The organism is Kitasatospora sp. NPDC053057, assembly GCF_044546945.1.
In the GTDB taxonomy this organism is placed as follows: domain Bacteria; phylum Actinomycetota; class Actinomycetes; order Streptomycetales; family Streptomycetaceae; genus Kitasatospora.
Genome location: NZ_JBITZP010000032.1, coordinates 1 through 17699, shown reverse-complemented (window position 1 = coordinate 17699; position 17699 = coordinate 1). Strand labels below are relative to the sequence as shown.

The following is a 17699-nucleotide window of genomic DNA, read 5'->3' as shown; positions in this document are numbered from 1 at the left end:
CTTTGGAGCGGACGACGATGAGTGACACGGGGAACGGCGCTCCGGAGGAGACTGCGCTCTCGCCCGCCGACAAGGCGGCGAAGATCGCCGAGCTCGCGGCGCAGATCCGCAGGATCGGGCCGCAGGGTTCGGGGCCGGCAGCCCCGGCGCCCGAGCCCTCGGAGCCCAGGACTTCCGAGCCCGGGGCGTCCGGGCCGGGGGCGTCCGGGACGGCTGAGGCTACGGCTGCTGCGGGTTCGGCGGCTCCTCGGGCCGCCGTCGAGGCCGCCCCGGCCGCGCGGCCCGACGGGCCGCGCGGCGACGCGCTCCAGGAGACCGTCGAGGTGCTGGCCGCCGGCGGCGCCCCGGCCGAGCTGGCGGCCGCCGCCGTCGCACAGTTCGGCGAGGACGCCGCCGAGCGGCTGCGCCAGGACCCGTGGGCGATCCTCGGCCTGCCCGGCGTACGCCCCGAGCACGCGGACCACTTCGCCCGCGGGCTGCTCGGCAACTCGGCCGCCCCGGACGACGCGCGCCGGGCCCAGGCGCTGGTGGTCTGGCTGCTGGAGCAGGCGGCGCTGCGCGGACACTCGGCCCAGGAGCTGGCCGAGGTGGCCGCCGGGCTCGAACGGCTCCGGATGCCCGAGCCGGCCGCCGCGATCCAGGAGGCCGTCGCGGACGGGCGGGTGCTGCCCTTCCAGGAGGAGCTGAGCGGAGCCGAGGCGCACGCGGCGGGCGGCGACGAGGACGAGGCGCCGACGCGGACGCTGCTCGCGCTGGAGGCGCTGGCGATGGCGGAGGACAGCCTCGCCGAGAAGCTGCTCCAGCTGATGGCCACCTTCGTGCCGGGCGAGGACGTCGACGTCGAGGAGGGCTCCGAGGTCGAGGAGGGCGAGGTCGAGGAGGGCTCCGAGGTCGAGGAGGGCGGGGCGGCGGACGGCGCGGCCCCCGCCGAGGCCGTGCCCGTCTCCCCCGGCCCCGCCGCCTGGGAGGCCGCCGCCGAGGCGGCGCCGTCCTCCTCCGCGACCGCCCTGATCCGGGCCGTCGCCGAGAGCGCCCTGGTCCTGCACACCGGCGGTGAGGCGGCCCGCGCCGAGCCGGCCGCGCTGCTGGCCGCCGCCGTGGGACTCGGGCTGCGCGCCTGGGCCGCCACCTGGACCGACCAGGGCAAGGAGTCCTTCGACTCCCTCGTCGAGGCAGAGACCCCGGTGGTCACCCTCGCCGAGCTGCTGTCCGGTGCGGCCGGCCCCGGCCGCTCCTCGGACGGCTCGCTCGCCCTGGACCTCCTGATCGTGCTGGACGCGCCGCTGCTGGACGTCGAACTGGCCGCCACCGTGCTGGAGTCGCTCGCCGACGGCACCCGGCTGGTGCTCAGCGGGGACCCTGGCCAGCTCTGGTCGGCCGGCCCGGGCCGGTTCTTCGCCGACCTGCTGGCCGCCAAGGTCTGCCCGGCGGTCGCGTCCCGCACCCCGGACTTCGGCCCGATCGGCGAGCTGGTCTCGGGGGTCGGCATCGGCGAGCTGCAGCCCGTCGATGCGCCGGACAAGGAGGTGGTCATCCTGACCGCCAAGGACGGCGGCGAGGCCGTCCACCGTGCCGTCCAGTTGCTCACCGACTCCATCCCGCGCGCGCTCGGCATCCCCGCCGAGCAGGTGGTGCTGCTCACCCCGGGCCACGGCGGCCCGGCCGGTACGCGCGCGCTGAACGCCGCCGCCAAGGCCCGGCTGAACCCGGGCCCCGGCCGGTTCGGCGGCTTCGACCCGGGCGACCGGGTGGTCGAGTCCCCCACCCCCGGCGTCACCCGCCCGGCCCGGGTGCTGGACGGCGACGCCGCCGGCCTGCACCTGGAGTACCCGGACGGCTCGCGCCGGACCGTCCCGCCCGCCGAGGTCGGCCGGCTGCGGCACGGCTGGGCGCTGACCGTCCACCAGGCGCTGGGCCGCCGTTGGCCCGCCGCGGTGGTCGTGGTGCCGGAGGCCGCCGGCCCGGCGCTCTCCCGGCAGTGGGTCTACACCGCGTTCGGGCGCGGCGAGCGCCACCTGTCCGTGGTCCACGCGGCGGGCCCGGCGCTCGTCCAGGCCGTCGCCGAGCGCCCGGCGCAGCCGCGCACCACCCGGCTGCGGGCGATCCTCGCGGAGAACGCGGCCTCGGCGTACTGACCCGTGGCCGATCCGACCGGCTGACGCGCGAAGGGCGGGCCCGGTGCTCCCGGGCCCGCCCTTCGCGCGTACGGGCGACGTCAGTCGTCGGGGTCCTCGTCGTCGTAGACCTCGCTCACGTCGAACCGGCAGATCAGCAGCTGCGGGTCGGCGTGCTCGAAGGGCTCCGGCAGCCACTCCCCCGGCTCGGTCGGCTCGGCCGCCGCGACCCAGAGCGTCGAGTCCGCCTCCTCCAGGCCGAACTCCTCGCTGCGGGCGGCGATCTCGTCCGGCTCGTACTCGCCGAACAGCACGCCGATCGCGGCGTTCACGCCGCCGGCGCCGCCCGGGGTCAGCGACTCGTCGAGCCGCTCGGCCTGCGCGCGCAGCCGCTTGGGGTCGACCACGTGGTAGTCGCGGCGGATCAGCACGCTGATCGCCTCGGGCTGCTCCGGGCCGTGGTAGCCGCCCGGTCCCTCGTCGCCGGGGATCTCGAAGGGAGTGACCTCGTCGTAGGCCTCGTACAGGAGTTGGTCGTAGGCGATGGCCGCCGTCGCGAGCTGCTCGTAGGCAGCGGACACGGCGGGATCATCAGCTGCGTTGGGGCTTGACACCGCTTCCAGATGACGGTCGATGGCGGCCTTGACCGCCTCAGCGGCGGCGCGTACCTCGGCAATGGTGGGCTGCGCGGCATCAGACATGGTGCAGACGCTATCTCCCCACGGCGCCGGTACGCACAGCGGTTGTCACCTACACCCGCGATTTCACCGCAACTTCCCCCCTGATGTCCGATTCCGGGGTTTCTGTCCACCGACAGAACCGGCGTGGGGCGGCGCAGAGGGCGCGCGACCGGTCCGGCGGGGCCGTCCGGGTGCGGCTACGCGCGCCGGTATCGGGGAATCCACTCCACAACCACAACAGAACTGATGCACTGTCAGACGAGTGCCCGGGGTGAGGGCCGTCGGGCCGCCGCGGCGGGGCGGGAGGACGGCCGGAAATACCCGGGCCGACTGTCCGGGGCAAGCCGTAGGCTTGCGTGCAGGTGATCCTCAGGAGGAGCGTTTTGACCCCACCGAAGCCGGTCCGGCAGCCGGAGTACGAGTACCAGTCGCTGCGCATGCCGCGCGGGACCACGCGCAACGCGGCACGCCAACTGCTCACCGAGCACGCCGAGTACGGGCACTGGGAGCTCGACCGGCTGAGGCTGTTCCCCGACGGGAGCCGGACTGTCCGGCTGAAGCGGCGGATCATCCGGCAGGTCCGGAGCTGGTGACGGGCGGGGCCCGGTCCGCCCTGGGGGGATGCACGCCGAGCCTTCACGCACCCGCGGCCGCCCGTCGTTCTACGGGCGGCCGCGGGTGCGTCGTTTCGTCGGCGGGTGCTGCCTCGGCGGGTGTGCCGTTTCGCCGACGGGTACCGCTGAGCGGTCGGGGGCTCAGCCCGCGGGAGGACTCAGCGGGCGCCGGCGCGGGCGCGGCGGTAGAGCACGCCACCGCCGATCAGCAGCGCGAGCCCTGCGGCACCGAGCACCTCGACGCCGCCCGCGCCGGTGTGGGCCAGCTGGCTGTCCGCGGCGACGCTCTGCGCGGCGGGAGCGGCCGGGGCGCTGGTACGGGCGGCGGCGGGGACGGCCTGGGTGCTCGGGGCGGCGCTGGTGGACGGGCCGCCGTTGCGCGGGCCGCCCGGGGTGTCGCCGCCGGTCGACGGCGGGGTGGAGGGGGTGCGGCCCTCGGGGCAGTCGTCGGTCGGCTTCGGGGCGGGATGGGCGACGTTGCCGCACTCGTTGCCGAAGGCCGGGTTGCCGGCGCCGACCACGTTCACGGAATTGCCGCAGGCGTTCACCGGGACGTGCACCGGGGCCTGGACGCTGTTGCCGGAGATCACCCCGGGCGAGCCGGCGGTGGTGCCACTGGCGGAGGCACCGGAGGCGGAGGGGCCGTGGCTCGCACCGGTGCCGGAGCTGTCACTGCCCCCGGGCTGACCGGTCTGGCCGGGCTTCGGGGCGGCGTGACCGCCGCCGCCGACGTTGGCGCAACGGTTTCCGTACGCCGGGTTCAGCGCGCCGACCACGTCGACGGTGTTGCCGCAGGCGTTGATCGGCACCTCGACCGGCACCTGCACCGAGTTCCCGGATGCGACACCCGGCGATCCCGCGGCACCTCCCTGCGCCTCGGCGGCCGCGTAGGCGTAGCCGGCGGTGGAGGCCAGCACACTGCCGGTGGCCACGGCAGTGAGGATCCCCTTCTTGGCTACATTCCTCATGATTTCCCCTGACGTTTCGAGACGGCGTGGCGACCTTGACGTGAACCTTATGAAAATCGGAATTTCCGTATATCCGGCAATCACGCAAGGTCTTTGACTGCACAGGAGTTAACGAGGGGCGAACACCGAGGTTGGGCCGAACGAAGCATCTTCACCCGATCGAGCGATCGGAGCGTCGGGGCCTTGCCGAGCCTCATGAACGGGACCGGACGCGGACCCCGGCACGACCCCCGGCCCGGAACGCACAAAGGCCCCCGATGCGGCGCGTCCGCCGCCCGGGGGCCGTGCTGAATCGGGCTCAACGGGCCTCAGCGGCCCGGAGGTTGACTCAGACGTTGGCGCAGTGGTTGCCGAACGCCGGGTTGATCAGACCGATCACGCTGACGGTGTTGCCGCACACGTTGACCGGCACGTGGACCGGAACCTGGACCTGGTTGCCCGCGACGACACCCGGAGAGCCCGCGGCCACACCCTCGGCGCCGGCACCGCCGTGAGCGGACGCGACACCGGCGGCGGCGAGCACCAGGCCACCGGTGGCGGCGGCGACAGCGGCGATCTTCTTGACCTTCATCATTCCTCCTGTATGGACAAGCAACCCGTTCGGCGGGCTGCACAGGAATGAACGACGCTGCGGCAAACGGGGTACGGAACAGATTTCCCATTCACCCGCAACGGTGACGCTTCGCACAGACAAGCGGCGCGGAATCGCGGGCGGAATCGTTTCTGTTGATCTCCTCCGACCCGTCCCACAATCATGCGCTCGGACAATGCGGTCAGCCCGCCCCCGGCAGTCCGGGAGCGGGCCGACCCAGTCGCCTGATCAGCAGGCGCGGCAGAGCGCCGGGGCGCTCAGCAGGCGTCGATGAAGCGGTCCAGCACCCGGACGCCGAACTTTAGCCCGTCCACCGGCACCCGCTCGTCCACGCCGTGGAACATCCCGGCGAAGTCCAGCTCCGGCGGCAGCTGCAGCGGCGCGAAGCCGAAGCAGCGGATGCCGAGGTCCTGGAAGGACTTGGCGTCCGTCCCGCCCGACAGGCAGTACGGCACCGCGCGGGCGATCGGGTCCTCCGCGCGCAGCGCGGCCTGCATCGCCTCGACCAGCGAGCCGTCGAAGCTGGTCTCGATCGCCCGGTCCGAGTGCAGGCTCTCCCGCTTCACGCGCGGGCCGAGCACGCTGTCCAGCTCGGCCAGGAACTCCTCCTCGTAGCCGGGCAGGAAGCGCCCGTCCACGTGCGCGGTGGCCTGACCGGGGATCACGTTCACCTTGTAGCCGGCGCCGAGCATGGTCGGCTGGGCGGTGTTGCGCAGCGTGGTGCCGATCATCTTGGCGATGCCGCCGAGGACGCGCAGCGTCTCGTCCATGTTCTCCGGGTCCAGCTCGACCCCGAGCGCGTCGGACAGCTCGTCCAGGAACGCCCGGACGGTCTTGGTGATCCGCAGCGGGAACTTGTGCCGGCCGAGCCGGGCGACCGCCTCGCACAGCTCGGTGATCGCGTTGTCGTCGTTCTCCATCGAGCCGTGCCCGGCCCGGCCCTCGACCGTCAGGCGCATCCAGTGCATGCCCTTCTCGGCCGTCTCCACCAGGTAGAGCCGCACCTGGTCGTTGACCGTGAAGGAGAAGCCGCCGACCTCGCCGATGCCCTCGGTCACGCCCTCGAACAGCTCCGGATGCTTGTCCACCAGGAAGCGCGCGCCGTAGGTGCCGCCCGCCTCCTCGTCGGCGACGAAGGCCAGCACCAGGTCGCGCGGGGGCTTGCGGCCGGTGCGCAGCCGGTCGCGGACGACCGCGAGGGTCATCGCGTCCATGTCCTTCATGTCGACCGCGCCGCGCCCCCAGACGCAGCCGTCGGCGATCTCACCGCCGAAGGGGTCGTACGTCCAGTCCGCGGCGTTGGCCGGCACCACGTCCGTGTGGCCGTGGATCAGCAGGCCCGGGCGGGACCGGTCCTCGCCCTCGATCCGGATCACCGTCGAGGCCCGGCCCTTGGCCGACTCGAAGATCTGCGGCTCCACGCCGAACTCGGCGAGCTGCTCGGCCACGTACTCGGCCGCCTTGCGCTCGCCCGGGCCGGAGCCGTCCCCGTAGTTGCTGGTGTCGATCCGGATCAGATCGCGACAGATCTCCGCGACCTCCGACTCAGCCGTCACCTTCGGCGCCGCCGACTCGCTCCGCTCGCTCACGGTCACTCCTCGTCTTTGACCCGCACCGACGCACCAGCGCGCCACCCCCAGGCTCTGCACCCGGGCCGTACGAGCACGTCCGCCCATCCTCCCCCAGCCCCCGATCCCGATCCACCCCCCGTACGGCCCCGAAACCCGCTGGTCACGCCCCCGCCACACGCCACCCCTTGCCCCCGCCACCAGCCTGGTGGCCCGGTCCGGAGCCGTTTTGGGAGCCCAAGCCGATCTTTGCTACAGTTACATCTGTCAGCGCGACGGACGAGAGATCGGAAGCCGCGAGGACGACACCCGGTCCGGGTGGCGGAATGGCAGACGCGCTAGCTTGAGGTGCTAGTGCCCTTTATCGGGCGTGGGGGTTCAAGTCCCCCCTCGGACACCAGTTAAGGCCCCAGTTCAGCTGGGGCCTTTCTGCTTTTCCGGGCCGTGGCGCGAGCGACGGCCCGGAGCAGCATCGAGGCCTGGCGGTCAGGCGCGGGCCGGGTCGGCGGGCTTGATGTTCTGGTTCACCCGGAAGACGTTGGCGGGGTCGTACTTCGCCTTCAGTTCGGAGAGGCGCTGGTAGTGGTCGGCGCCGTAGGCCGAGACGATGCGCCGCTCTCCCTCGTCGAGCAGTTCGTTGACGTACACGCCGCCCGAGGTGAAGCGCTGCATGGTGTCGTAGACCTCGCGGCACCAGGCGGTGTTGGCCGCGTCATCCCGCTCCTCGGTCCAGCCGCCGAGCAGGGTCACCAGGAAGCCGGGCTCGCGGTGCGGGTAGGCGGTGGCCTCCGGGGCGACCCGGGCGACCTGGCCGCCGAGGAGCATCATGCCGATCTGGGACAGCTCCGACTTCCGGGTGCGGAACCCGTCGATCAGGCCGGCCAGGGCCTCGGCCGTGACCGTCTCGATCATGAAGGACCGGGTGTAGTAGCGGCGGTGGTGGGCCATGTCCGAGTCGGCGAGCTGCTGGACCTTCGGGTACGGCGTGGTCTCGGAGGTGCGCGGCACCGGCTCGGGCCCGAAGTCGGCCAGCGCGTCGACGAGCGCGTCGGTGTCCTCGGCCGGCGCGGTGTCGACGTAGCGGATGGCGATGCCCGTGTCGCCGTCCTCCAGGTCGAAGAGGCCGACGGCCAGGGCCAGGCGGTCCGGGGCGGTGGCGGCGAAGGCGGACAGGCCGGTGGCGACGGCCGCGTGGTCCCCGGCGCGGCAGGCGACGATGCCGGTGCGGCAGGCGCCCTGCGGGTGGAGCCGGTACTCGAAGGACGTGACGATGCCGAAGTTGCCGCCGCCGCCCCGGATCGCCCAGAACAGGTCGGCGTCGTCCTCGGCACTGGCCCGGCGCACCTCGCCGGTGGCGAGGACGACGTCCGCGGCGACCAGGTTGTCGACGGTGAGCCCTCGGGAGCGGCACAGCCAGCCGATGCCGCCGCCGAGGGTCAGCCCGGCGATGCCGGTGTGCGAGACCTGGCCGCCGGTCACGGCGAGGCCGAAGCGGTAGGTCTCGTCGTCGAGTTCGGCCAGCAGCCGGCCGGGCTCGCAGATCGCGACACCGCGTTGCAGGTCGACCCGGATGCCCTTCAGTCCGCTCAGGTCGACGACCAGGCCGTCGTCGATGGTCGAGTGGCCGGGGTAGCTGTGTCCGCCGCTGCGCACGGCGAGCCGGATGTCGTGCCGGGTCGCGAAGCGGACCGCCTCCACCACGTCGGCGGCGCCGGCGCAGCGCACGATCAGGCCCGGGTGGCGGTTGAGGTAGCCGTTCCACACCAGCCGCGCCCGGGCGTAGCCCTCGTCGTCCTGGGCGAACACCTGGCCGCGCACCGTGGCGCGGAGTGCGTCGACGTGTTCGGGCGCGACGGCTTGTCCCGAACGGTCCTTCAGCGTCATGGGGAGAACTTCCTGTTCGTCAGAAGGGGGCGCGCCGGATTCCCGTCGCAGCGCCCGCACCGTCTTGGTGGACGGGCCGGTGACGTCGGCGGCGTGGGAGCCGAGGATCCGCCCGGCCGCCGCCATCCGCTCCGTCCTGGACAGCGGCAGACCGTGCCGGGTGTTGCTCTGGGCCGAGAGCACGAAGGCGTCGCGCTCCGAGCCCTCGAAGAAGCGGACGGGGATGTCGGGTCTGCCTTCGGCGGCCGCCACGCGCAGCCGGTGCATGCCGTCGATCACCCGCATGCTCGAACGGTGGACGATGATCGGCGGCAGGTCGCGGCCGAGTTCGGCCAGCGTCCTCAGGTGCTCCGGGTCCTCGCCGCCGGCGCGCGGCGAGTCGGCCGGCAGCAGTGCGGCGACCGGGACGGGTACCACCTCGGACAGGGCCAGGGCCCACTCCGGGGACGGCGGGCGGGACACCGGGTTCTCCTCGGCTTCGACGGTTGCGGTCTCCTGCGTCACGGCGAGTCCTCTGACTGCAACACGGGAGCGTGGCCGGGCCGAACGAAGCCGCTGTCCGCGCCGCTCGTCCGGCCTCGGGGACCGTGCCGTCCCGCTCCCTGGGTCTGCTGGGGTGTCTCCTCGTCGAGGCCGGCCAAAGGGGAGGCATGCTTCGCAGTGATCGCAGGAGAGCAACATACCTTTGGGAAGGTATTTTAATGCGGCCGCAATGTGCGGCAGCGAGACCGTTACGTGGAGGGACGGTGGAGCCCGGCGATCAGCGTGCCGCGGCCCCGGCCGTCAGCGCGCCGACCGTCAGCGCAGCACCCCGGCCGTCAACGCGCGGCCGTCAACGCGCGGCCGGAAGGGCCCCGCCGGCCGGCAGCAGCCGGGCCCCGGGCACCCGGTCGACCAGGTCCGGGTCGCCGACCACGACGGGGTGCCCGACCTCGGTCAGCATCGGCAGGTCGGAGACGTGGTCCCCGTAGCCGTAGCAGTCCGCCGGATCGACGTGCGGGTACGCCCGGAGCAGGGCGCGCACGGCCCGGCGCTTCTCCTCGCCGATGACCGGCTCGCCGACCAGCTCGCCGGTGAACACTCCCCCGCGCGCCTCCGGCCGGCTGCACACCACGTGCGCCGCGCCGATGTCCCGCGCGATCGGCTCGACCAGCGCCGGGAAGGATCCGGAGACAAGCACCACCGGATCGCCCGCCGCCCGATGCCGCGTCAGGGCCTCGCGGGTGGCCGCGATGTAGAAGTCGGCGCTCCGGGAGCGCCGCGCGAACCACTCCCGGCCGGCCGCGCGGACCGACTCCTCCCGCTCCCCGGCCCAGACCCGGTAGTAGGCCCGGTTCGCCTGCTCGCGCGGCGTCCCGGCGGCCGCCAGCGCGGCCAGCTCGGCCCGCAACCGGGCGGCCCGCCGGACGCCCGACGCCCCGTACCGGCCGCCGAGGTAGAAGTCCAGGAAGTCGAACATGCTCTTGCAGTCGATCAGCGTCTCGTCGAGGTCGCTGAACGCCAGACGGTCGGACTGGACCACGGAGGGCTCCTCGGGGGCCGGGGTCACCCGCGGGTGACGGGTCGGTCGGGGTCGGTGGCGAGGCTCGGCCGGGCGCGCAGGGCGGGGAACAGGGTGTCGCGCACCTCGCGCCAGCGCTCGGCGAAGTCTGCGCGGCCGTACAGGTTGTCGGAGATGTGCTGGGAGCCGAAGAAGGCCGCGACGGCCACCCGCGCGGCGACGTCCGGGTCCACGTGCCGCGCCAACTGGCCCTGCTGGTGGGCCTCGCGCATCAGCATCGAGATCAGGTTCGTCCAGTCCACGTAGGGCGGCGGCAGCTCGACGTCGACGGCGTCGCGCTCGTTCTGCAGCCTGGTCCCGGCCTGCATGATCGGGTCCTCCAGGAACGCGGCGGTGGCCGCGTTGAACATCTCGATCGCGGTGTCCAGCGGCGAGAGGCCCTTGCCGCGCACCGCCTCCAGCGTCACCGGCCAACGTGAGTACAACTCGTCCACCACGGCGATGGCAAGGGCCTGCTTGTTGGGGAAGTGGAAGTAGACGGCACCCTTGGTCATGGCCACCTCGTCCGCCACGTCCTTGATGCTGGTCTGCTGGTACCCGCGCTCGGCGAAGATCCGCGCGGCGCAGTGCAGGATCTGCTCCCGGGTGCGCTCGGCGCGCTCCTGGCGCAGCAGCGGCCCGGCCGTGCCAGAACGCTGGATCTTGGGGGTCGGCCACAGCGACTCCACGGCAACACCCTTGGTCTGACTCACTGTTCGACCTTTCTCTCTACCGAGCACTTCTGGCTATATACCTTCTCCCAGGTATATTTTCGGCCCGGGATCAACGGTCACCTGACATGACCCTCGCCCGCAGATGGGGTGGCACCACCTTAGGGAACGGCACACCAACGGGGAGACCTGCTCGCATGTCCATCATCACCGCACCGCCAAAGTACCTGCCGTCGGACCAGGCAGCACCGCTGCCGTCCGGCCCCAGGCTCTCATTCAGTCACCGCCTTCCGGCCGACTCCGTCCACAAGACCTCCGCCGCGGAAGTCCTGCTCACCGACGCGGTCCGCGCCGGCGACGGCCGCTTCACCGTCGGCGCCGTGTGGCTCCGCGACCGATTCCTCCACCACAGCGGGGACGGCCGGTCGCCGGATCCGCTGCTGCTGGCCGAGACGGTCCGCCAGGCCCTGATATGCCTCTCGCACCGCTTCCACGGCGTACCGCAGGGGCACCCGTTCGTCCTCGACCGGCTCGACCTGGAGCTGGCGGACGGCGCCGCGCCGCTGCGCCCCGGCGCCCCGGCGCACGTGACCCTGGACGTCACCTGCGCCCGGACGGTGACCACGCCGCGCCGCACCGGCCTCGCGCTGGAGGCGACGGCGTCCGTCGACGGCGTCCTGATCGGCCGGGCGGGCATCCGCTGGGAGGTCCTGCACCCCGCGTTCTACCAGGTGGTGCGCTACCGCGAGGCCCGCCCGGAGGCGGGCGGGGCGCCCGAGCACCCCGAGGCTCCCCTCGGCCCGCTGCGGCGGCTCGCTCCGGGCGAGGTCGGGTACCCGGGCGACGAGCACGTCCTGCTCGCCCGGGACTCCTCCGGCGCCCGCGGCGGGTTCTGGCTCGACCCGAACCCGGGCCACCCGGTGCTCTTCGACCACCTGTCCGACCACGTCCCGGGCATGGTGCTGCTGGAGGCCTTCCGGCAGGCCGGCCGCGCCCTGGGCGCTCCGCTGCACCCCGCCGGGCTCTCGGCGACCTTCGCCGCCTTCGCCGAGCCGGACGTGCCGGTGGCCATCACCGTGACGCCCGGGCCGGACGGGCCGGACGGGATGGACGGGACGGACGGTACGGACGGGATGGACAGGACGGACGGGCCGGACGGGACGGACGGGCCGGACGGGACGGACGGTACGGCCCGGATGCGGACGGCCGAGGTCACCGCCGCCCAGCGCGGCGTCGTCCTCGCCACGGCCCGGCTCGCCTACCCGGCGAACCGTCAGGAGACCTCGTGACGGAGCCCATCGTGAGCGCAGCCGCCCTGCCCGCGGCCCTGCCCGCCCCCGCGATCGAGCGGGTGGTGGACGCGGCGCGGCGCGACCTGGCCGGCGTGGAGGACCGGCGCCGGCTCGGCCCGGAGGCGGTCCGGGCCGTCGCGGCCGCCGGGTTCCCCCGACACTTCGTCCCCCGTGACCTCGGCGGCACGGCGGGCACCTTCGCCGAACTGCTCGGCGCGGCGGCCGAGATCGCGCGGACCTGCCCGTCGACCGCCTGGTGCGCCACCCTGTTCGCCGCGCACGGCCGGCTCGCCGCCTACCTCCCCGAGGAGGGGCGGAAGGAACTGTGGGGGGCCTCGCCCGACGTGCTGATCTCCACCTCGATCATGCCGCCGCAGGGCGAGGCGGTCCGGGACGGGGACGGCTGGCGGATCCGGGGCCGCTGGGATACGGCCAGTGGGGTCGACCACGCGGACTGGCTGCTGCTGGCCTCCCGGACCGGCTCCGCGGACCGCCCGGAGCACCGGATCTTCGCCGTCCCCCGGGCGGACTGGACCGTCCTGGACACCTGGCGGAGCCTGGGCATGCGCGGGACGGGCAGCAACGCGGTGGAGATGGCCGGGGCGTTCGTCCCGGACCGGCTCTCCTGCACCCTTGCGGACCTGCAACGGCCGCTGGGACCGGACGCGGCCCGCTGCCACCGGGTGCCGGTCCACCTGGCCGGGGCGCTGATGTTCGCGGCGCCGGTCCTGGGGGCGGCCGAGGGCGCGCTCGACGCCTGGCGCTCGGCCGTGGCACCGCACCTGCACGCCCTCTCCCCCGGCCGGCGGGCGGAGGCCGAGCTGGCGCTGGGCGAGGGCTCGGCCCGGATCGCCGCGGCCCGGCTGCTGCTGGAACGGGTCGCCGAGCGGGCCGACCGGGCCGAGGTGACCCCGCTGCTGGTGGCGGAGAACCGGCGGGACGCCGCGATGGCCGCGGCCTGGTGCGCCGAGGCGGTCGACCGGCTCTTCCGCACGGCCGGGTCGCAGGTGCAGCGGGAGGACTCCGCCCTCCAGCGCTACTGGCGCGACGTCACCACCGCGGCCTCGCACGGTGTCCTCGGCCCGGCGGCGGCCGCCGCCGACTACGCTGCGGCCGTGCTCGGCGCATAGCCGCCCGAGCCACCGAGCCACCGGGGGGACGCTTCGCACCGTCCGTCCCGCGCCAGGGGTCGACCGCCCTTCAGATCGGCGGTCGGCCCCTGGTGTTCCGCCGTCGACAACATACCTTCGCATAGGTATGTTTCTGCGGCATGGACACAGTTGCGAGGCTGCCGCGGTGGTGAAGCAGGCCAGGGCATGGCAGACCCGGGAACGCGTACTGGACGCCGCGGCGGCGGAGTTCGCCGCCCACGGTTTCGCCGCCACCAAGGTCGAGGCCGTGGTGGCCCGGACCGGCATGACGAAGGGCGCGCTCCATGCGCATTTCGGATCCAAGCACCAGCTCGCCGTCGCGCTCGTCGACGAGAGCTCCCGGCACTGGGAGCTGATCCGCGAGCCCCTCCGCGAGGTACCCAGCCCCTCCCCCGGGTCGGCACTCACCGAACTCATCCGCAGCCTGGCGCGTCCTGCACACCGTCCTTCGACTGGGCCGACCAGGGCTTCTTCCCATCCCCGGGGACGGGCTGCCGCGTCGCCGACCGGCCGTCCGCTGTGCAACCGGGGCACCGGCCCCGAGGGCACCTTCGTGGGCCACCCCTCGGCCGGGAACCGCCCGTCCGTCCCGCGCTTCCACGGCGTGGACGCGCTGGCCGGCTGGGCCGGGGTGGTCGGCGCGGTGCACGCCGCGGGCGGCCGCATCGTGCCCCAGCTGTGGCACGTCGGCCAGGACCCGCTGCTGTGGGCCAGGTCGCTGGAGGAGGCCCGCCGCACCGCGCCGAAGGGCGTCGAGCTGTTCGAACCGCCGGGCGGGCTGATCAACCCCGCGGGCCTGGAACCGGGCCGCCCGGCCGGGCGGGCGATGTCCGAGTCCGACATCGCCGAGGTGGTCGAGGCCTTCGCCTGCGGGGCGGCCGACGCCCAGCGCCTCGGCTTCGACGGCATCGAGCTGCACGCGGCCCACGGCTACCTGTTCGACCAGTTCTTCTGGGACGTCACCAACCGCCGCACCGACGGCTACGGCGGCGACCCGGCTGGCCGGACCCGGTTCGCCGCCGAGGTGGTCCGGGCCTGCCGCTTGGCGACCGGCCCGGACTTCCCGGTCATCCTGCGCCTCTCGCAGTGGAAGGTGGCGCACTACCAGGCCCGGCTCGCGGACGACCCGCGGGCGCTGGAGACCTTCCTGGCACCGCTGGTGGACGCGGGGGTCGACCTCTTCCACTGCTCCACCCGGCGGTTCTGGCAGCCGGAGTTCGAGGGCTCCCCACTCAACCTGGCGGGCTGGGTGAAGGAGGTGACCGGACGCCCCACCATCACGGTCGGCTCGGTCGGCCTGCGCGACAGCGACTACCTGGGCTACGTCGAGGGCAAGGGCGCGGAGGTCGACGACGTCGGCCTGGTGGCCGAGCGCCTCGCCCGGGGCGAGTTCGACCTGGTCGCGGTGGGCCGGGCGCTGGTGGCCAATCCGGACTGGGCGGAGTTGGTCCGCACAGGGCGGACGGACCGGCTGCGCCCGTTCGACGCCGCCGAGTTGGCCGAGCTCGACTGAGCCCGACCTCGTCGCCGCGCCCGACGGGGCCGGTCAGCCGGCCTCCCGGTCGGCCGCGGCGATGAGGGCGTCCAGCAGACCGGGGAAGGCCTGCTCCAGGTCGTCGCGGCGCAGGGTGTTCATCTTGGACGTGCCGACGTAGTACTGCCGGATCAGCCCGGACTGCCGCAGCACCCGGAAGTGGTGGGTGCCGGTCGACCGGGTGACCGAGATGTCGAAGGTGCCGCAGGCAGTGTCGCCCTCGGTGCGGGCGATCTGCCGGACGATGCTGCGCCGCACCGGGTCGGCGAAGGCCTCCAGGATGCGCTGCAGGGTGATGTCCGCGGCGTCGGGGTGGTCCCCGATGCGGTCGACGGCGGCCTGTGCGGTCACGGTGCACCTCTCTGGTTCGCGGCGTCCTCATCGTACGACCACGATCGTACGACGGCCACTTTATGACGACCGAAATCAAATTTGACAGCTATCGTCATATGCCCTTCAGTTGGGATCCCGCCCCACTCGCCAACTCGACCATCGTCAGGGTGAGTTGCCCACTCCCCGGGCAGCCGCCATCCGCAAGAGAAGGAACCAGTGATGACTACCGCCGAGACCCGCCCGGCGCAGACCGGCGCCGCCCCCGCCGCCGCCCCACCGGACTCCTCCAGCGGCCTGAAGATCGCCGCGCTGGCCACCGGATTCGTGATGGCCACCCTGGACGTCACCATCGTCAACGTCGCGGGCGCGACCCTGCAGGAGAAGCTGGGGGCCACGCTCACCCAGCTCACCTGGGTCGTGGACGGCTACATCCTGACCTTCGCCTCCCTGCTGATGCTGGCCGGCGGCCTGGCCAACTGGCTCGGCGCCAAGAAGGTCTACATGGGCGGCATGGGCCTGTTCCTGCTGGCCTCGCTCGGCTGCGCGCTGGCGACCACGCCCGAACTGCTGATCGCCGCCCGGATGTTGCAGGGCGCCGGCGCCGCGCTGTTCATGCCGAGCTCGCTGTCCCTGCTGGTGTTCTCGTTCCCGGAGAAGCGCCGGCGCACCAAGATGCTCGGCCTGTGGTCCGCGATCGTCGCCACCTCCTCGGGCATCGGGCCCACCCTCGGCGGCCTCATGGTCGGCTCGCTCGGCTGGCAGAGCGTCTTCCTGCTGAACCTGCCGATCGGCGTGATCGGCATGCTGATGACGCGGCGGTTCATCGCGGCACCGGAGGCGCGCGGTGACCGGCCGGCGCCGTTCGGCCACCTGGTCTGGATCGTCGCGCTCGCCGCGCTCAGCTTCGCGCTGATCGAGGGACCCCAACTCGGCTGGGGCGCAACCCCGGTGCTGCTCTCCTACGCCGTGGCGCTGGTCGCCGCCGCCGTGCTGGTGCGGCGCGAGCGCAGCAGCGACAAGCTCGTGATGCCGTGGACGCTCTTCCGCCGCCCCGGCTTCTCGGGCGCCAACCTGGTCGGCTTCTTCTTCAACTTCGCGCTCTTCGGCACCATCTTCATGCTCGGGCTGTTCTTCCAACACGCCCAGGGCGCCAGCCCGTTCGTCGCCGGGCTGGAGCTGATCCCGATCACCATCCTGTCGCCGGTGGCCAACGTGGTGTACTCGAAGATCTCGGGGCGCTACGCCAACGGCCCGCTGCTGACGGTCTTCCTGCTGGTCGCCGGGGTCTGCTCGCTCGGTCTGACCGCGATCTCCGCGTCGACTCCGTACTGGATCATCGCCGTCGGCATCGGCGTGGCCTGCCTCGGCTCGGGCATCATCTCCCCCGGCATGACGGCGGCGATGGTGGACTCGGCCGGCCCGGAGCACGCCAACGTCGCCGGGTCCGTCCTGAACGCCAACCGCCAGATCGGCTCGCTGGTGGGCATCGCCGTTGTCGGCGTGGTGCTGAACGCCACCCCCGACTGGAGCCGGGGCGCCTCGGTGTCGTTCGTCCTGGTCGGCGTCTCCTACCTGCTCGGCGCGGTGTGCGCCTGGCGGCTGGTCGCCCGCTCGGAGCGCCGCCCCGAGGCCGCGGCCGCGACCGCGCCGGCCCGCACCTGACCTGACCCGACCTGACCGACCCCGCGATCCGGGAGTCCGTCACCCCGTGTTCCCGCGCCTCCTCACCCCGAAGGGCGGGGCGGGAACGCTGAACGGCCCCTCCGGCCGGACCACGAGTCCGGTGGGAGGGGCCGTTCGGCATGATGCGGCGCGGTTCCGCCGGGTCGGGTCAGGGCCGGCGGGTGTCGCCGATGGCGCTCTCGATGCCCTGGACCATCCGCCACAGCGGGGCCCGGCGGCTGGCGACCAGGACCACCACGTCGTCGGCCGCGTCCTCGCCCTCCGGGGTGGACTCGGCGGGGCGGTCGCTCCAGGTGGAGGTGACGAAGGCCATCGCCGCGTCCACCTCGGCCACCCAGTCGCTCTCGCCGCCCGAGCGCAGCCAGGTGCGCAGGGCGTGGTTGTGGGCGGCGACGACGGCGGCGGCGATCACGTCGGCGCGCAGCGGGCCGTCCGGGCGGTCGGAGAAGCGGCCGCGCAGGTAGGCGGCGAGGGTGTGCTCGTAGCGCCAGACCACCGACAGCTCGTACGCCCGCAGGCCGGGCACCTTGCGGGTGAGGCGGTAGCGCTGGACGGAGAAGGAGGGCTGCTCGGCGTACATCCGCAGGACCAGGCGGGCGGCGTCGCAGGCGTGCTTGACCGGGTCCTCCTCGCCGGTGCCGGACTCCAGGAACTCCGTCATCTCGGCGAGGCTGCGCTCGTGGTCGGGGAAGACCACGTCCTCCTTGGCCGGGAAGTAGCGGAAGAAGGAGCGCCGGCCGACACCGGCGAGCGAGACGATGTCGTCGACCGTCGTCTGCTCGAAGCCGCGCTCCAGGAAGAGCTCGAAGGCCGCGGCCACCAGCGCCTCGCGCATCGCCGGCTTCGAGGGCCCGTCGTTCATGGGCACGTCCTGCTCTTCCTTCTCGCTCATTCTCCGGAACTTAGCATCGGCGCAAGGTGTCGGCCCCGACGGCCAGTGGGCTTGCCCGCCCGGCCGTCGGGGCACCTCGGAGCGCCGTTACGGCAGGTTGCGGGCCATGACGATCCGCTGGACCTGGTTGGTGCCCTCGTAGATCTGGGTGATCTTCGCGTCCCGCATCATCCGCTCCACCGG

Annotated in this window: 16 protein-coding genes and 1 tRNA gene; 7 read left to right on the top strand and 10 right to left on the bottom strand. The window is 73.4% G+C overall.

What is annotated here, in order from left to right; all coding sequences use genetic code 11:
* Positions 1–17 precede the first annotated feature (17 nt).
* On the top strand, positions 18–2135 hold the full coding sequence (locus ACIG5E_RS28100; RefSeq protein ID WP_396537903.1) for a helix-hairpin-helix domain-containing protein: 2118 nt from the start codon (positions 18–20) through the stop codon (positions 2133–2135).
* 80 nt (positions 2136–2215) lie between these two features.
* On the opposite strand, the gene ACIG5E_RS28095 is transcribed toward ACIG5E_RS28100, so the two are convergent.
* A complete protein-coding gene (locus tag ACIG5E_RS28095) occupies positions 2216–2815 on the bottom strand; it encodes a hypothetical protein (RefSeq protein ID WP_196948001.1) in 600 nt (199 codons plus the stop codon).
* Positions 2816–3177: 362 nt separating this feature from the next.
* Between ACIG5E_RS28095 and ACIG5E_RS28090 the strand changes: the two genes are divergently transcribed.
* Positions 3178–3387: a DUF5703 family protein gene (locus ACIG5E_RS28090; protein WP_033350848.1), complete on the top strand. Its 210-nt coding sequence runs from the start codon at positions 3178–3180 to the stop codon at positions 3385–3387.
* A 179-nt stretch (positions 3388–3566) separates the two neighbouring features.
* Here the strand turns inward: ACIG5E_RS28090 and ACIG5E_RS28085 are convergent, their stop codons facing one another.
* From ACIG5E_RS28085 to ACIG5E_RS28075, 3 genes are all read right to left on the bottom strand, one after another.
* Positions 3567–4340, bottom strand: a complete 774-nt coding sequence (locus tag ACIG5E_RS28085) for a chaplin family protein (protein ID WP_396537900.1) — start codon at positions 4338–4340, stop codon at positions 3567–3569.
* A 364-nt stretch (positions 4341–4704) separates the two neighbouring features.
* Complete coding sequence (locus ACIG5E_RS28080) at positions 4705–4947, bottom strand: chaplin family protein (RefSeq protein ID WP_396537898.1); 243 nt, start codon at positions 4945–4947, stop codon at positions 4705–4707.
* 278 nt (positions 4948–5225) lie between these two features.
* Positions 5226–6557 (bottom strand): M20/M25/M40 family metallo-hydrolase, encoded by a 1332-nt coding sequence (locus ACIG5E_RS28075; RefSeq protein WP_396537896.1) that lies wholly within the window; start codon positions 6555–6557, stop codon positions 5226–5228.
* Positions 6558–6848: 291 nt separating this feature from the next.
* Between ACIG5E_RS28075 and ACIG5E_RS28070 the strand changes: the two genes are divergently transcribed.
* Positions 6849–6936 (top strand) — tRNA-Leu (locus ACIG5E_RS28070).
* An 86-nt stretch (positions 6937–7022) separates the two neighbouring features.
* Here ACIG5E_RS28070 and ACIG5E_RS28065 read toward each other — a convergent pair.
* The 3 genes from ACIG5E_RS28065 to ACIG5E_RS28055 form a co-directional block, all read right to left on the bottom strand.
* Entirely contained in the window at positions 7023–8924 is a 1902-nt protein-coding gene (locus ACIG5E_RS28065; RefSeq protein ID WP_396537894.1) for an FAD-binding protein, read from the bottom strand.
* A gap of 328 nt (positions 8925–9252) precedes the next feature.
* Positions 9253–9942: an HAD family hydrolase gene (locus ACIG5E_RS28060; protein WP_396537892.1), complete on the bottom strand. Its 690-nt coding sequence runs from the start codon at positions 9940–9942 to the stop codon at positions 9253–9255.
* A gap of 23 nt (positions 9943–9965) precedes the next feature.
* Positions 9966–10673, bottom strand: a complete 708-nt coding sequence (locus ACIG5E_RS28055; protein ID WP_396537890.1) for a ScbR family autoregulator-binding transcription factor — start codon at positions 10671–10673, stop codon at positions 9966–9968.
* A 155-nt stretch (positions 10674–10828) separates the two neighbouring features.
* Between ACIG5E_RS28055 and ACIG5E_RS28050 the strand changes: the two genes are divergently transcribed.
* The 3 genes from ACIG5E_RS28050 (at position 10829) to ACIG5E_RS28040 (ending at position 14587) form a co-directional block, all read left to right on the top strand.
* Complete coding sequence (locus tag ACIG5E_RS28050; RefSeq protein ID WP_396537888.1) at positions 10829–11920, top strand: ScbA/BarX family gamma-butyrolactone biosynthesis protein; 1092 nt, start codon at positions 10829–10831, stop codon at positions 11918–11920.
* Complete coding sequence (locus tag ACIG5E_RS28045; protein WP_396537886.1) at positions 11917–13053, top strand: oxidoreductase; 1137 nt, start codon at positions 11917–11919, stop codon at positions 13051–13053. The genes ACIG5E_RS28050 and ACIG5E_RS28045 overlap by 4 nt, the downstream gene beginning before the upstream one ends.
* Before the next feature lie 166 nt (positions 13054–13219).
* Positions 13220–14587 carry a TetR family transcriptional regulator gene (locus ACIG5E_RS28040; RefSeq protein WP_396537884.1) on the top strand — a complete coding sequence of 456 codons (1368 nt, stop codon included), beginning with the start codon at positions 13220–13222 and terminating at the stop codon, positions 14585–14587.
* A gap of 33 nt (positions 14588–14620) precedes the next feature.
* Here the strand turns inward: ACIG5E_RS28040 and ACIG5E_RS28035 are convergent, their stop codons facing one another.
* Positions 14621–14959 carry an ArsR/SmtB family transcription factor gene (locus tag ACIG5E_RS28035; protein ID WP_380421206.1) on the bottom strand — a complete coding sequence of 113 codons (339 nt, stop codon included), beginning with the start codon at positions 14957–14959 and terminating at the stop codon, positions 14621–14623.
* A gap of 201 nt (positions 14960–15160) precedes the next feature.
* On the opposite strand from ACIG5E_RS28035, the gene ACIG5E_RS28030 reads away from it, so the two are divergent.
* Positions 15161–16603 carry an MFS transporter gene (locus ACIG5E_RS28030; RefSeq protein ID WP_396537882.1) on the top strand — a complete coding sequence of 481 codons (1443 nt, stop codon included), beginning with the start codon at positions 15161–15163 and terminating at the stop codon, positions 16601–16603.
* Positions 16604–16772: 169 nt separating this feature from the next.
* On the opposite strand, the gene ACIG5E_RS28025 is transcribed toward ACIG5E_RS28030, so the two are convergent.
* Together ACIG5E_RS28025 and ACIG5E_RS28020 are read right to left on the bottom strand one after the other, a co-directional pair.
* Positions 16773–17459, bottom strand: coding sequence for a TetR family transcriptional regulator (locus ACIG5E_RS28025; RefSeq protein WP_396538028.1), 687 nt, complete (start codon positions 17457–17459; stop codon positions 16773–16775).
* Positions 17460–17603: 144 nt separating this feature from the next.
* Complete coding sequence (locus tag ACIG5E_RS28020) at positions 17604–17687, bottom strand: acyl-CoA dehydrogenase family protein (RefSeq protein WP_094743042.1); 84 nt, start codon at positions 17685–17687, stop codon at positions 17604–17606.
* Positions 17688–17699: the final 12 nt, after the last annotated feature.